Source organism: Rhizobium sp. P1_B8 (assembly GCF_056406515.1).
In genome coordinates this window covers 59796-73645 of the sequence record NZ_JBFTZZ010000013.1, presented here as the reverse complement: position 1 = coordinate 73645, position 13850 = coordinate 59796, and the positions used below count along the sequence as shown (strand labels likewise).

At 62.2% G+C, this 13850-nt stretch carries 15 protein-coding genes; 8 read left to right on the top strand and 7 right to left on the bottom strand.

Translation table 11 applies throughout. The features are described 5' to 3' along the window. Positions 1-73 precede the first annotated feature (73 nt). Positions 74-457 carry an Hpt domain-containing protein gene (locus AC1D2N_RS16945; protein WP_017964526.1) on the top strand — a complete coding sequence of 128 codons (384 nt, stop codon included), beginning with the start codon at positions 74-76 and terminating at the stop codon, positions 455-457. A 262-nt stretch (positions 458-719) separates the two neighbouring features. Beyond that, on the top strand, positions 720-1040 hold the full coding sequence (locus AC1D2N_RS16940; RefSeq protein ID WP_003540151.1) for a 2Fe-2S iron-sulfur cluster-binding protein: 321 nt from the start codon (positions 720-722) through the stop codon (positions 1038-1040). A gap of 316 nt (positions 1041-1356) precedes the next feature. Here AC1D2N_RS16940 and AC1D2N_RS16935 read toward each other — a convergent pair whose 3' ends face one another. Next, positions 1357-1983 (bottom strand): DUF922 domain-containing Zn-dependent protease, encoded by a 627-nt coding sequence (locus AC1D2N_RS16935; RefSeq protein WP_018242231.1) that lies wholly within the window; start codon positions 1981-1983, stop codon positions 1357-1359. Between the two features lie 101 nt (positions 1984-2084). On the opposite strand from AC1D2N_RS16935, the gene folP reads away from it, so the two are divergent. Genes folP through folK form a run of 3 tightly spaced genes read left to right on the top strand, consistent with a single transcriptional unit; the run spans position 2085 to position 3827 of the window. Next, a complete protein-coding gene (gene folP / locus AC1D2N_RS16930; protein ID WP_018242230.1) occupies positions 2085-2954 on the top strand; it encodes a dihydropteroate synthase in 870 nt (289 codons plus the stop codon). Beyond that, complete coding sequence (folB, locus tag AC1D2N_RS16925) at positions 2951-3316, top strand: dihydroneopterin aldolase (protein ID WP_003540148.1); 366 nt, start codon at positions 2951-2953, stop codon at positions 3314-3316. Before folP ends, folB begins: the two co-directional genes overlap by 4 nt. After that, positions 3309-3827 carry a 2-amino-4-hydroxy-6-hydroxymethyldihydropteridine diphosphokinase gene (folK, locus tag AC1D2N_RS16920; RefSeq protein WP_197728286.1) on the top strand — a complete coding sequence of 173 codons (519 nt, stop codon included), beginning with the start codon at positions 3309-3311 and terminating at the stop codon, positions 3825-3827. The genes folB and folK overlap by 8 nt, the downstream gene beginning before the upstream one ends. A 68-nt stretch (positions 3828-3895) precedes the next feature. Here the strand turns inward: folK and AC1D2N_RS16915 are convergent, their stop codons facing one another. Then, positions 3896-4447 (bottom strand): hypothetical protein, encoded by a 552-nt coding sequence (locus tag AC1D2N_RS16915; protein WP_003540146.1) that lies wholly within the window; start codon positions 4445-4447, stop codon positions 3896-3898. Positions 4448-4456: 9 nt separating this feature from the next. Here AC1D2N_RS16915 and AC1D2N_RS16910 point away from each other — a divergent pair, with 9 nt between their 5' ends. Then, positions 4457-4594, top strand: a complete 138-nt coding sequence (locus AC1D2N_RS16910) for a hypothetical protein (RefSeq protein WP_165403092.1) — start codon at positions 4457-4459, stop codon at positions 4592-4594. 63 nt (positions 4595-4657) lie between these two features. On the opposite strand, the gene AC1D2N_RS16905 is transcribed toward AC1D2N_RS16910, so the two are convergent. From AC1D2N_RS16905 to AC1D2N_RS16895, 3 genes are all read right to left on the bottom strand, one after another. After that, complete coding sequence (locus tag AC1D2N_RS16905; protein WP_130652503.1) at positions 4658-5737, bottom strand: YcjF family protein; 1080 nt, start codon at positions 5735-5737, stop codon at positions 4658-4660. After that, positions 5734-7209: a YcjX family GTP-binding protein gene (locus tag AC1D2N_RS16900; RefSeq protein WP_130652502.1), complete on the bottom strand. Its 1476-nt coding sequence runs from the start codon at positions 7207-7209 to the stop codon at positions 5734-5736. The genes AC1D2N_RS16905 and AC1D2N_RS16900 overlap by 4 nt, the downstream gene beginning before the upstream one ends. 76 nt (positions 7210-7285) lie before the next feature. Continuing rightward, complete coding sequence (locus AC1D2N_RS16895; protein ID WP_018445180.1) at positions 7286-7780, bottom strand: SixA phosphatase family protein; 495 nt, start codon at positions 7778-7780, stop codon at positions 7286-7288. Positions 7781-8056: 276 nt separating this feature from the next. Between AC1D2N_RS16895 and dksA the strand changes: the two genes are divergently transcribed. Then, a complete protein-coding gene (dksA, locus tag AC1D2N_RS16890) occupies positions 8057-8476 on the top strand; it encodes an RNA polymerase-binding protein DksA (RefSeq protein ID WP_017964517.1) in 420 nt (139 codons plus the stop codon). A 138-nt stretch (positions 8477-8614) separates the two neighbouring features. Here dksA and AC1D2N_RS16885 read toward each other — a convergent pair whose 3' ends face one another. Then, a complete protein-coding gene (locus tag AC1D2N_RS16885; RefSeq protein ID WP_130652501.1) occupies positions 8615-9250 on the bottom strand; it encodes a DUF1062 domain-containing protein in 636 nt (211 codons plus the stop codon). 417 nt (positions 9251-9667) lie between these two features. Next, positions 9668-10726 carry a flagellar biosynthetic protein FliO gene (locus AC1D2N_RS16880; RefSeq protein ID WP_130723520.1) on the bottom strand — a complete coding sequence of 353 codons (1059 nt, stop codon included), beginning with the start codon at positions 10724-10726 and terminating at the stop codon, positions 9668-9670. A 297-nt stretch (positions 10727-11023) separates the two neighbouring features. On the opposite strand from AC1D2N_RS16880, the gene cckA reads away from it, so the two are divergent. Continuing rightward, complete coding sequence (gene cckA / locus AC1D2N_RS16875; RefSeq protein WP_130652500.1) at positions 11024-13627, top strand: cell cycle histidine kinase CckA; 2604 nt, start codon at positions 11024-11026, stop codon at positions 13625-13627. The last annotated feature ends 223 nt before the right edge of the window (positions 13628-13850 follow it).

The following is a 13850-nucleotide window of genomic DNA, read 5'->3' as shown; positions in this document are numbered from 1 at the left end:
AATTTAACGTGATAGCCACCCTCCTGACGCAGAACTGTTGCAACTGCGGACGACAGAGACGGGAGAATTGGCAATGGCAGCCCAGATGGCAGCATTGAACATCGTATTCGAGGCGCCGGATAATGCAAAGGGACCGTGTCCCTCGAAGGTCCGGCCTATCGATCTGGTCCATCTCGCAAAGCAGACGATGGGCGACAAGACGCTGGAAATCGAAGTCCTTCAGATGTTTGCGCGCCAGGCCCGTGCATGTCTACAGGATATTGCGAGCGGTGAAACCATCCGTATCGGGGCAGCCGCGCATCGGCTGAAGGGCGCGGCAAGCTCAGTCGGCGCGTTCCGCGTGTCGCAGACGGCGGAAGCGGTCGAGGAAACCGGCGGCGATGCCGGCGCGACGGCAGCGCTGGGTGCCGCCGTCATCGACGCCGAGAATTTCATCCTGAAGCTCTGCCGCGGCTGATCTCTAAGTCTTTATTTAATGCATGTCATTGTCCCAAAACCGCTGCACACTGTTGGACGACATGCAGGAGATACTGTTTTAACGAGGCCCGTTGTTCCATTGCGGAACCGCGGGTCTTTTTGCGACGTCCCGTATGACGCTTTGAAGACGGCGGGCGAAGGCCCGATCTGCGAGGCTATGGCGGATTTCGCCAATATTGACTGACGCGTCGAATTGTCGGAAGAAAATCCGCCCACCCACCTGAAGACCGGAAATAGTCCTAATGCCCAAACTTACCATCGTCGCCTTCGACGGCACGCGCTTCGACCTCGACGTCGACCAAGGCTCCACCGTGATGGAGAATGCCGTGCGCAATTCGGTGCCCGGCATCGAGGCCGAATGCGGCGGCGCCTGCGCCTGCGCGACCTGTCATGTCTATGTCGATGAGGAGTGGACGGAAAAGGTCGGCCAGCCGGAAGCGATGGAAGAGGACATGCTCGACTTCGCCTTCGATGTGCGCCCGACCTCGCGGCTGTCCTGTCAGATCCGGATGAAGGCTGTCTATGACGGGCTCGTGGTCCACGTGCCGGAACGCCAGGCCTGAAGCACGTCACGCTTCAAACGTCGCCGCAACATTCGATATCAAAAAAGACGCCCCGCGCGCTTGAGCGAGCGAGGCGAGGCGGGCGCATTACCTACGGATGAGGGAGGAACATCCGCGGCTTCGGAACGCGCCAGGAGAACCCAGCGATGAAAGTGCAGATGCCGTACCTGAACTTTCGAATGTGTTCATATTAACGCGTTCCGGTTGAGTCTGCCAGGATGAAAAATGACCATTCAATCGCTGGGGAGGGTGCAAGTTTCGCACAAGTTTCGTTGTGCAGCTAAGGTTTTCCGCTCGCAACCAGATTGAAAAAGCCTTATTTTTCGCCGGCCCGACCGTTGATTCGATTATTCAGCAACCTCAACATTCGCTTCTGAAAATTGACCGCCTCGACCCGGTCGAAGCGCGCCTGCTGCCGGTCGTGCTCCTCTATACCGCGAGCTGATTCGTTGGAGACGAGTTCCTGCATGGCTTCGCAGCTGCGCTGCTGGCGTAGCGCCCGAATGGCGCGCTCCATGGCGCGGGCCTGATCGCGGGCGATCTCGGCATGGCGCTCCTCGTGGCGCTTGATATCGCTCGACAGCGCGTCCCAGATCATCGACAGCTCCTTGCTGGCGCCCTTGCGGCTGCTCCAGCGCGGCAGGATGATCTGGGTGTGGACCGTGACCTTGACGTTGCCGACGCGGCAGCGCCCGTTATCCTGGATGTAGGTTGCCTCGCCGCCGAAGCGAATCTTCGTGGCGCCGGGATGGCGGGCAGAGGAACCGCTCGCCGTCGGGCCCCGCCGGCTGAGTTCGCGGTCGAGCTCATCCGCTGTTTTGCCGCGAATGTCGAAATAGGAATAGCTTTTCGATGCGATCACTTCGGCTGCCACGGGGCTGCAAAGGGAAAGAGCAATGGAAAAGGCGATAGGAAGGACCATATAACGCACTGCAAGCGGCATTCTGTACGCAACCCGTGTTGAAATCGACAGGAGCTTGGGGCATAGCCACCGCAAGCGCAATATCGGATGGCGCTTTTTTCGTCCTCAATGGGATAAGTCTGGTGACAGGGCTCGAAGGCAGTATATGGCGTGTCGGCCATGGCCGGGAGATCGAACTCGGCCGTCGTTCGACGATCATGGCGATCATCAACGTGACGCCGGACTCCTTTTCAGACGGCGGTCGCTTTGAAACCGTCGATGCGGCGGTCGAGCAGGCGCTGCGGGCGGTGAGCGAGGGTGCCGGCATTGTCGATATCGGCGGCGAATCGACCCGGCCGAACGCAGCAACCGTCAGCCCTTCCGAGGAGCAGGCGCGCGTGCTGCCCGTCATCGAGGCGCTACGCGGGCGCACCCAGGCGCTGATTTCCATCGACACCTATCGCGCCGAGACGGCACGGCTTGCGATCGGAGCTGGCGCCCATATCGTCAATGACGTCTTCGGGCTGCAGAAGGAGCCCGATATTGCCAATATCGCCGCGGTGACCGGAGCCGGGCTCTGCATCATGCACACCGGCCGCGATAGGGTAAAACTCGTCGATGTGATTGCCGATCAGGTACATTTTCTCGAACGGTCGCTTGCGATCGCCGCTGCATCAGGCGTCAACCGCGACCGCATCGTACTCGATCCGGGCTTCGGCTTCGCCAAGGAGACGGCGGAGGAGAACCTGGAGCTGATGGCGCGGTTTTCTGAACTTTCCCGTTTCGGCTTGCCGCTGCTCGCCGGCACGTCGCGCAAACGCTTCCTCGGCGCGGTGACGGGCCGTGAGGCACAGGACAGGGATGCGGCGACGGCTGTGACCAGCGCGTTGCTCAGACTTCAAGGGGCTGCGGTTTTTCGGGTGCACAATGTCGCAATCAACAGGGATGCGCTCGATATCGTCGATGCTATGCTCAATGCGCGCCAGGAATTCGAGAGGAAGCGGCCGACATGACCACCTACACGATCACGCTGCAGAACTGCGCCTTCTTTGCGCGCCACGGCGTGCATGACGAGGAGGAATTCCTCGGTCAGCGCTTCTTCGTCGATGCCGAACTCGATGTCGTCGCCGGCGAGGCACTAGAAAGCGATTCGATCAACGATACCGTCAATTACGGCATCGCCTTCACCGTGATCGAGCAGATCGTCACCGGCAAGCGGCGCTACCTGATCGAGTCCCTGGCGCTCGATATCGCCAAGGGGCTTTGTGAGACATTCCCGCAGATCCGGCGGGCGAAGATCACGGTGCGCAAGCCGAACGCACCGGTGCCCGGCGTGCTCGATTTCGTGCAGGTGAGCGTTGAGCACTTTGCCTGAGGCCGCATTGCAATCCGCCACACTCGGTCTCGGCGGCAATATCGGCGACCCCGTGAAGGCGATGGCGGCGGCGCTGCAGAGGCTGGACGGACGGGACGACTGTCAGGTTACGGCGGTGTCGCGGCTCTATCGCACGCCCCCCTGGGGAAAGACTGACCAATCCTTCTTCTTCAACGCCTGCGCCGCCGTCGAGACCAGCCTGGAGCCCGAGGCTTTACTCGATGTCTGCCTGTCGATCGAACGTGAGATGAAACGCGAACGCATCGAGCGTTGGGGACCACGGACGCTGGATATTGATGTGCTGACTTATGGCGACGTGATCCAGGACGCGCCGCGGCTGGAACTGCCGCATCCGCGGATGACCGATCGCGGTTTCGTGCTGATGCCGCTTGCCGATATCGCGCCAGGTCTTCTCGTCAGGGGCAGGGCGGTGAGTGACTGGCTTGATGATGCCGAGGTGACCGACATCGAGGTTGCCGACAACAATCGAGACTGGTGGCGGAGCGCCTGAAGCAGGGAAGCTGAAACGGAAAACGGCGGGAAACCCGCCGCTTCAGGAAAATCCGCTGTGCGGTTTGTCTACTGGATAGAACCGACGGCCATCTCGTCGACCTGGCGGGTCAGCGTCAGGCCAATAACCGGGATCATCTGGCTTTCGACCTTGACCGAAACGGTGACGTTCATCGTCTTGTCGTCGCGCACGCGGGCGATCATCGCACCATTCAGCTTGGCGCGGTTGATGCCGACAACGACGGTATCCTCGCTGACGGCGCCGGAGACGACGTCAAGGCCCTTGCCGGCGGCACCGTCGAGGAACTTGCCCTTGTAGCTCGAGCCCGACTGCGAGATGACGGCGGTCATCGGCTGCTTGAAGACGCCGACGCGGCAGGTGCCGTCGAGCTTGATGCCGGCGCTGCTGTCGCCGGTGGGCTCACCGATCAGGTTGCAGGTGAATTTCGTGCCCTTGTACTTGCCGGCGACGATTTCGCCGGGACCCTTCCAGGAGCCGGCGACGGAATCGAAGAAGGCCTTGTCACGGGTTGCAGCGGTGGCTGCCGGAGCGACATCTGCAACGGGAGACAATGCCGCGGCGGCCAGGCCGCATACGATGAGAAACTTGCGCGAATACATGGATTTTCCTTGGCAAACACCACTCACGAACTGGCTGCAAGTTTTGCCGAAGAATGGTTAATCCTTCCTTTCGATTGTGCCGAAATGCAAGGCAATACAGGGTTTTTGCGCGGTGATGATTTTAAAATTTCGTCCCTAGAGCATTGAATCTGCTCAAATTTCTCTGGCATTACCTTAGGGGAGGCGAAAGCTGCGGAATCGCTGCTTCGTTCAAGGATTGTTGCCGCGCGGCGACATGGAGGGAGTGAGATCGCCGATGAAATCACCGATTCCCGGCCGCTTCAGGGCGTGGAAGGCAAGCGGGCGGCAGAGATCCATCGCCGCGATTCCGATGCGGGCGGTCATCAGGCCGTTGATGACACCTTCGCCGAGTCGGGCCGAGAGCTTCGAGGCAAGCCCATGGCCGAGCACCTGCTGGACCAGGCTGTCGCCGACGGCGATCGAGCCGGTGACGGCCAGGTGCGCCAGCACGTCACGCAGCAGGCGGAACATGCCGAGCGTGCCGGGACGGCCGCCGTACAGCTCGGCCATAGCGCGGATGAGGCGTACCGCCTCGTAGAGCACATAGAGCAGATCGACGACGGCGCGCGGGCTGACGGCGGTGACGATCGAGACACGCTTGGAGGCGTTGACGATGAGCGCCCTGGCCTTGCGATCGAGGGGAGCGAGCAGTTCGCGTTCGGCTAGTGCAATCAGATGTGGGGGATCGATGACCTCGCCTTCGGTCGCCTTCAGCGTCGCGCGACCCTTCGATGTCTCAGGATTTGCCGACAGCAGCGTGGTCAGCTGGGCGACGACTGCGCGCGCCTTGGCCGGCCGAGTCTCGAGTATCGCCGCCTCGGCTTCGGCCTTGATCTTCTGGACGGCGGCAAGGCGCATCATGCCAACGGTTTCGCGGATGACGAGGGCCAGCACGGCAAGGATGCCGATTGCCAGCACGGCAAGGGCTGCATAACCCAGCCAGTCGGCGCGGGTGAAGAGATCGCGGATCAGGCTATCGGTCCAGAGGCCGATTGCGAGCGACAGCAGGATGCCGAATGCGCCGGCGGCGATCTTGCCGAAGGAGGTCCGACGTCTCAGCGGCGTTGCAACGGGGACCGCGCTCAGATCCTTCTCTGGATTGAGGAAGGGATCGTCCTCGTCAGGTGTGACAACGATATTTTCGGAGAAGCTTTCCGGCTTGCGCCGCCGCTCTCCTTGCCGGCCGTTGTCGCGCAGCTCGGCAGCCTCGTCCTCATAGTTGAAGGCAGCGGGTGCGCGGCGCGGCGGATCGGACGGGGGCTTGCTCATGCGAGACGGTCTCCGAACAGGAACTGCATGGCGCGGTCGAGGCGGATATGCGGCACCGACAGCTTGATGCCGCCGCCGGTTTCCTCGAGTTGCGGCGGGCGGAATCTGACGACGTTGACATCGGGCAGTTGCAGACCGGTGTCGCCCGCGGCGAGGCGATCGAACAGGCTTTCCGGATCCTCAGGCAGGTCGCCGGGGAAGATCGCGGTCTTTCTCTGGCCGTCAAAGCGCTCGCCGGCGATGGTTTCGCCCTCCATCGGCGTGCCGACGATGACCGGCAGTTCATGGCCATCACGTTTGACGGTCGCTTCGCGGGTGGCGCGCACGGAGGCAAGCGCCATGACGTCGATTCCGGCGCCTGCCATGCCGATGCGGTCGATGGCGCGATCCACTAGGCGGCGGGTCAGGGCATCGAGCCGGTCGTGGCTTTCATGGTGGAGATGGTCAGCCTTGGTGGCGGCGACCAGCACGCGGTCGATGCGGCGCCCGAGCAGGGAGGAGAGCAGCGAATTGGTGCCAGGGCGGAAACAGGCGAGCACATCGGTCAGCGCGCGTTCCAGATCCTGCACGGCTTCGGGGCCGCGGTTCATCGCCTGCAGTGCATCGACCAGGACGATCTGGCGGTCGAGCCGGGCGAAATGTTCGCGGAAGAAAGGTTTGACGACGACCGATTTGTAGGCCTCGTAGCGCCGCTCCATCATCGTCCAGAGCGAGCCGCGGCCGGGACGCCCGTCCGGCGGCAGCGCTAGCGGCGCGAAGGTCAATGCCGGCGACCCGTCGAGATCGCCGGGCAGAAGCAGGCGGCCGGGCGGCAGGGTGGAGAGCGAGCGTTCGTCGGCCTTGCAGGCCTTGAGATAATCGGCGAAGGCGGTGGCGAGATCGCGGGCGACCATCTCGTCGGCACCGGCATGGATATCGGCGGTGCGCGTCAGCGCCAGCCATTGGCGTGACAGCTCGGAGCGGACGCCGGTTTCGGCAAGCGCAATCGTCTCCTCGCTGAAGGTACGATAATCCTTGCCGAGCAGTGGCAGGTCGAGCAGCCATTCGCCGGGATAATCGACGATATCGATCGACAGGCGGCCGGGCGAAAACAGCCGGTTCCAGCCGCTGGCGCTCTGATAATCCAGCGTGATGCGCAGTTCGGATATGGCGCGGGTCGAATCCGGCCAGATACGGTCCTTCACCAGTGCGCGGATATGGTCCTCGTATTGAAAGCGCGGCACGGCATCGTCAGGCTGCGGCTCCAGCCGCACCGCCGAGACGCGGCCGGATTGGACCGGCTCGAACAGCGGCAGGCGGCCGCCATTCAACAGATTATGGACCAGCGAGGAGATGAAGACCGTCTTGCCAGAACGGGAGAGGCCGGTGACGCCGAGCCGCACGGTCGGATTGACGAGGCCGCTCGCCCGATCGGCGAGATTGTCGAAGGCGATGCGGGCGTCATCGGCAAAAGATGTCAGGCGTGGCGGCAAGGCGCGATTCCGGTTGGTGACTGCCCCGCAATATAGGGAGGGCGCGCCGCCCGCAAAAGAAGCGGCGCGAAAGTCTTCAGACGACCACGAAATCGGTGAGGCGCCAGACGGCGGCGGAAGCATCGTAATCGACGACGGCAAGGCCTGCCGTCGGGAAGCCGCCGGGAAGGGCGCTTACCATCGCCTCGTGACCGATCAGCGCCTCCAGCGCCTGCTCCATGGTTGGATTGTGGCCGACCAGCATGACGGCAGATTCGTCCTGTGCATCGATGATCTCGAGATAGGTGTCGACCGTGGCATTATAGAGCGCGTCAACATAACGAACCTCGAGCGTGAGGCCCATCGCCCGGTACACCGCATCGGCGGTATCGCGGCAGCGCAGCGCGGTCGAACTGATCAGAAGATCGGGACGGTAGCCCTTGTCGGCGGCCTTGTCGGCGATGATTTCGGCATCGCCAAAGCCCTTTTCGTTCAGCGGCCGGTCGAAATCGCGCTGTCCGGGTTCGGCCCAGGCGGCCTCGGCATGGCGCAGGAGATAGATGCGGTTGGGCGGAGGCAGGGGTACGGTCATGGGCAAATCCAGGATCCAGCGGGCCTTTTCAGTAGCGGTTGCAATCGGCCGGCGTCAACAGTCAGCGCTGCTCCAGCTGCCCAAAACGCGGCTGATAACACGGCGTTTTGAAGGCGAAGCAAAAAACGCAAGCCGGAATAATGATGAGAAAATAGTCTGTTAGCCGAAAACTGTGACAGATTTAAAAATCTGTTTACCTGTCGTATTTGGCTTGAATCGCGACTAGCGCTTGGGATATACACCCGGCCAGATGAGATGTTCTTCAGGAGAATCGCGTTGAGTGAGAAGATCGATCTTAGCAATTACGTTCCCTCGGAAGAGGAAGAATTCATGAACGTAAACCAGCGTGCCTACTTCAGGGCGAAGCTGGTTGCATGGAGAAATGATATCCTTAGAGAAGCGCGCGAGACACTCGACCATCTGGCCGAGGAAAGCGCAAACCATCCCGACCTCGCCGACCGGGCGTCGTCGGAAACAGACCGGGCGATCGAACTTCGCGCCCGTGACCGGCAGAGAAAGCTGATTTCGAAGATCGACGCGGCACTGCAGCGCATCGAAGACGGCACCTACGGCTATTGCGAGGAAACTGGCGAGCCGATCGGCCTCAAGCGCCTCGACGCCCGCCCGATCGCGACACTGTCGATCGAGGCGCAGGAGCGTCACGAACGCCGCGAAAAGGTCTATCGCGACGAATGAGAGTTTTCATGCAGGCATGAGAGCAGAATAAGCGCCGCGATCTGATCGCGGCGCTTTTTTGTTATCCATTGTCCTCGCGTGTTGGGGAACAAGCCACAAAGGCCCGGGATCGAGCCGTTGTGGCCGCAGATTCCGTGATTACAGCCGATCTCCTGATGCCAGAGGTTTCCACGATTGCTCTCGATCGGCCTGCATGGCGAGGTCGATCACGATAAGGGTGCCATTCCTGATTCGTCGCCGCATGACGTTTGATCGGTCAGGATCTGTGCGAACCATGCCTTCATCATGAAGAGCCTGCAGCCGCGAGCGCGAAACTTTCAACTCGGACGCGAGCAGACGGTCAAGCCGTATGCTGGTTGGAAACGGGACTATCAGTTCGATTGCCAAACTCGTCCAATGTGCAGTTTCGCGCTGGATTTCTTTCGCGATTTCAAATTCAGCAAACTCGTCCACACGTTGCGACTTGTGCCGGAGAGCATCCAGGTTGAAGGTTTCCGCCCGGATCCAGTCCGGATCGTTGGATTGTAACGCGTCAAGGATTGCAGGGTCGATGTCGCGAACATTGCGGCGCTCGATGATTGGCCGGTTCCATGTCCTTTCACAGGTCAGGCATTTGTAGATAAGCCAAGCATCAAGCCTGCGACCGTTGGCGTTGAGCCGGATCTTGCCGCTGGATTGGAAGGCTCTCAGGCCTCCGCATCCACCGCATGCAATCCAAGGCTGGGGAGCTGTCTTTGGAATAATGGTCCATCGGACCTGAAGCGTATTGCACATACCGTCTTGGTCTTCCGCTCGGAAGTCCACCAAGATGGTGCATGAGAAAACCCTTGCGGGCGCGGTGTGGCGATGTTGTGGGCGGCTGAAGAGCTGAGACAGCGGAGCTGCACATGGCACATTGTAACAATGCCAAACCGGTCTCTCGCCACCACCCGATGAACATGTTCGCATGCCGCCAGCGTGTCGCTCTGCGGCAGTACGGGTGAAACTGGAGTGAGACCGGTATTTACTTAGGCAAAGTGCAACCTCGAATGCGCCGACGCTCTTCAACCCTAGGGATAACAAATGATCGGCATGAAAGGCAGCCCCCAAGCCGTTCGGGAGCTGAAAGCCAGGGAAATGCGGCTTTTATGCAACGTGATGATGAAGGAAGGGGCGCTCTGGTAATTCGACGTCAGGCAGGCGCGTTTGCCTTCACTTGTCGCGATTGACACTCATTTCGCCGAAGATGCGTGCGACTTCCTTCTGCAGTTCGGTATCGGCGCCGGTGATCGGGGCAAGCTCGGGATCACGGCGTGGCAGGTTGCCTGGCTGCGGCACGGCTTGGCGGGGCGCCTGATTTGCCGGCGCCGGCACGATGCGTTCGGCCGTCAGATTGCTCGACATTTCCTCTTCCAGCACCCGCTGGAAATCATGACGGATCGCCGCTGCCGGCTGCGCAGCCGCCTCGTCTTCGGCCGTTGCAGGTGCGGCGCGTGCGGCCGCCGGCATGTGCTGGACGGACGGGGCTGAGACCTCGGGTTCGATTCGCTGTTGCGGCAGCACGCGCTGGCGGGCGGCATCGAGGATCTCGGCGGCACTTGAGGCATCGTGAAACGGTGCGGGCTGCGCGGCTGGGGGAGCGGCGGGGCGCTCCGGCGGGCGCGTCTGGGGCGGGACGGCACGCAGAGGATTGTCGCGTTCGGCCGACAGCGGAGCTGTCACAGGCTCTGCCGGAAGAGGGCTCGTGACCACCGGCGGTGCCACGGCAGGCGGGGCCGGTGGTTGGGCCGACGGCTCTGGGCGCGGGCGCGGCTCCGGCGAAACCGGCGCAGAGAAAGTGGGTTCGGCGGCCGGCTCGACACGGGCTGCGACCGGCGGGCGTGGTGGCGAGATCGGCGGCGTTTCCGGCCGCGCGACGGATATCGGACGCTGCTCGACGGGCTGCGGGCGGCTGGCACTGTCCGGCTGTTCGGCCGCTGCGGGGAGGATACGGCTCTCGATGACGATATCGCTCGGGCCGCCGATCATGATCAGGTGCTCGACGTCGTCGCGGCGCACCAGCACCAGACGGCGACGGGCATCGACGGCTGCGGCATCCAGCACTTGCAGCCGGGGCTGCCGGTTGCGGCCGCCGCGCACGAAGGGCGAGGGCGCCCGGCTGCGGATCACCCAGAGCACGATGATGAGCAGGAGAAGCGCCAGACCGACGCCACCGGCGGCAAGCAGGAAACGGCTGCCATAAGCTCCGACAACATCATCCAACATAGTCACCCACTCCATTTCGCATTCGGCACATATTGACGACTTTTCCGTTCCTTAGGCAAGGCCCGCCGATCCTGTCCAGTCACGGGAGAACGCGATTTCGTGTTCCGCTGCTTGGCACTCGACGACCTTGCGCACGGGCAGCAGCTGGGCTTCTGGGGCAGATGGCGCTGTTGCCTGTGAATTCAAGCAGTCTTGCGGACTAGCGGTGTTTTTGCCGACGCAGCAAATTGCTAAGAAGGAAAGAGTGCCTGATTCCTGCTTCGTGTTCGTGCTACGAAGCGGGAGGGCTTATGTGAGGAATACATGACGAAACCGCGTCAGGCCGACGACTATAACGCACCGCTTGTGGATCGTGGGGGGCGTTCTGGCACGGTCTTGCGCATTCTTCTGCTGGCGCTCGTGCTGATCGCTGCCGCCGGCGCCTTCGTCTTCTTCAAAAAGTCGCTCGACAACGAGGTCGTGCTTGGCGGTCTCGGCGTGCTCGCCATGGTCGGCATCTTCTTCCTGGTATCCTCGGTCATCGGCTTCATTGAGGTGATGCCGCAGCGCCAGTCCGACAGCCTGGCGCGCGCCTTCCTCAACAGCCATCCCGACGGAACGCTGATCACCGACGAAAAGGGCCGGATCATCTATGCCAATGCCGCCTATGGTGCGCTGACCGGCGCTCGCAAGGCGACCGAGGTGCAGACGCTGGAAACGCTGCTGTCGCGTCATCGCGAATCCAACGAGGCGCTCTACAGGCTGGTCAACGGGCTGCGCGAGGGCAAGGAAGGCCGCGAGGAATTCCGCCTGCTGCGTGCCGTCGGCCCCGGCAGCAACAGTTCCGGCGCCCATTGGTACCGGCTGAAGGCACGGCTGCTGCAGCCGGAGGAGAACGGCGGCAAGCCGCTGCAGATCTGGCAGATCACCGACATCACCACGGAGCGCGACGACCAGGAGCGCTTCTTCAAGGAATTGCAGAACGCGATCGACTATCTCGACCATGCGCCGGCTGGCTTCTTTTCCGCCGGCAGGAAGGGCGAGATCTTCTACCTGAATGCGACGCTTGCCGAGTGGCTGGGCCTCGACCTCACCAAATTCGTGCCGGGCTCGATGACGATCGGCGACGTGGTGGCGGGCGAGGGGCTCGCGTTGATTCAATCGGTGCAGGCCGAACCCGGCCTGAAGAAGACCGTGACGCTCGATCTCGACCTGCGCAAGAGCAATGGCCAGAGCCTGCCGGTGCAGATCATCCACAGCGTTACCTCGATGCGCGACGGCGCACCCGGCGAAAGCCGGACGATCGTGCTGGCGCGTGAAAAGAGCGATGCCGGCGGCCAGTCCGCTTCGGCCGCTGCCATGCGCTTCACCCGCTTCTTCAACAACACACCGATGGCAATCGCCTCGGTTGACGGCGACGGGCGTATCCTGCGCACCAATGCACCATTCCTGAAGATGTTCTCTGGTGTCGTCTCGCGCGATGACCTCGAAAAGGCGCCGCATCTTGAAACCATCGTGCAGGAGAGCGATCGGCCACAGCTCGCCGCGGCGCTGGCGGCGGCCAAGGACCGGCAGGGCGACATTGCGCCGCTCGACACCCGCACACCGAGCGACGAGGCGCGCTATTTCCGCTTCTATGTCAATGCCGTCATCGACCAGAGCGACGAGGCGCCCGAGGAGGCGGCGATCGTCTACGCCGTCGAGGTGACCGAGCAGAAGGCGCTGGAAGCACAGATGGCGCAGACGCAGAAGATGAATGCTGTGGGAACGCTCGCCGGCGGCATCGCGCATGATTTCAACAACGTGCTGACGGCGATCCTGCTTTCCTCCGACCATCTGCTGCTGCAGGCGCGACCGGCCGATGCCAGCTTCGCCGACCTGATAGAGATCAAGCGCAACGCCAACCGTGCCGCCGTGCTGGTGCGCCAGCTTCTCGCCTTCTCACGCAAGCAGACGATGCGGCCCTCGGTGCTGAACCTGACCGATGTCGTCGGCGACCTGCGCATGCTGGTCGACCGGCTGCTTTCCGGCACCAATGTCAAACTCGACGTGCAATATGGCCGCGACCTCTGGCCTGTCAAAACAGACCTTTCGCAGTTCGAGCAGGTGCTGATCAATCTCTGCGTCAATGCGCGCGACGCGATGCCCGAGGGTGGCACGCTGACACTGCGCACCCGCAATCTGACCGCCGCCGAGGTCTCCGCCTTCAACTACTCCTACATGCCGGCCGAGGACATGGTGCTGGTCGAAGTCGCGGATAACGGCACCGGTATCGCCCCCGAGATCATGGACAAGATCTTCGAGCCGTTCTTCACCACCAAGGATGTCGGCAAGGGCACCGGGCTTGGCCTCGCCATGGTCTACGGCATCGTCAAACAGTCGGGCGGCTACATCCAGCCGGAATCCGAAGTCGGCAAGGGCACAACCTTCCGCGTCTTCCTGCCGCGCCACATTCCGGAGCCGGCGGTGGCCGCCGAAGCGGGCTCGATCGACGGCGCCATCGCCGGGGCCGAAGTGGTGCCGCTGCCGGTATCGCCGCATCAGCCGGAGGACCTGACGGGATCGGCCGTCATCCTTCTCGTCGAGGACGAGGAGGCTGTGCGCCGCGGCGGCAAGCGCATGCTGGAAACGCGGGGCTATACCGTGCACGAGGCGGGCTCGGGCGTCGAGGCACTCAGCATCTTGGAAGAACTCGACGGCAAGGTCGACATCGTCGTCTCCGACGTCGTGATGCCCGAAATGGACGGTCCGACGCTGCTGCGCGAGCTGCGCAAGACCTATCCCGACATGAAGTTCATCTTCGTCTCAGGTTATGCCGAAGATGCTTTTGCCCGCAACCTGCCGCCGGAGGCGAAATTCGGCTTCCTGCCGAAGCCCTTCTCGCTGAAGCAGCTCGCTGTTGTGGTGAAGGAGACGCTGGATGGGTGAGTGAGGTGCTGTCGGAGGGCACGCTCTGCCCTGCCGGGCATTTCCCCTACAAGGAGGGGAGATCGGCTGGGTGCACTGGCTCCCTAACCAAATATCCATGCAGCTCGGCGAAACGTTGATGCGATGCGAAGGTTTTGCCGCTTGTAATCTCCCCACCTGTGGAGGAGATGCCCGGCAGGGCAGAGGTGGGCTGGAACGGCACCACCTCTCTGCTAAAAATTGA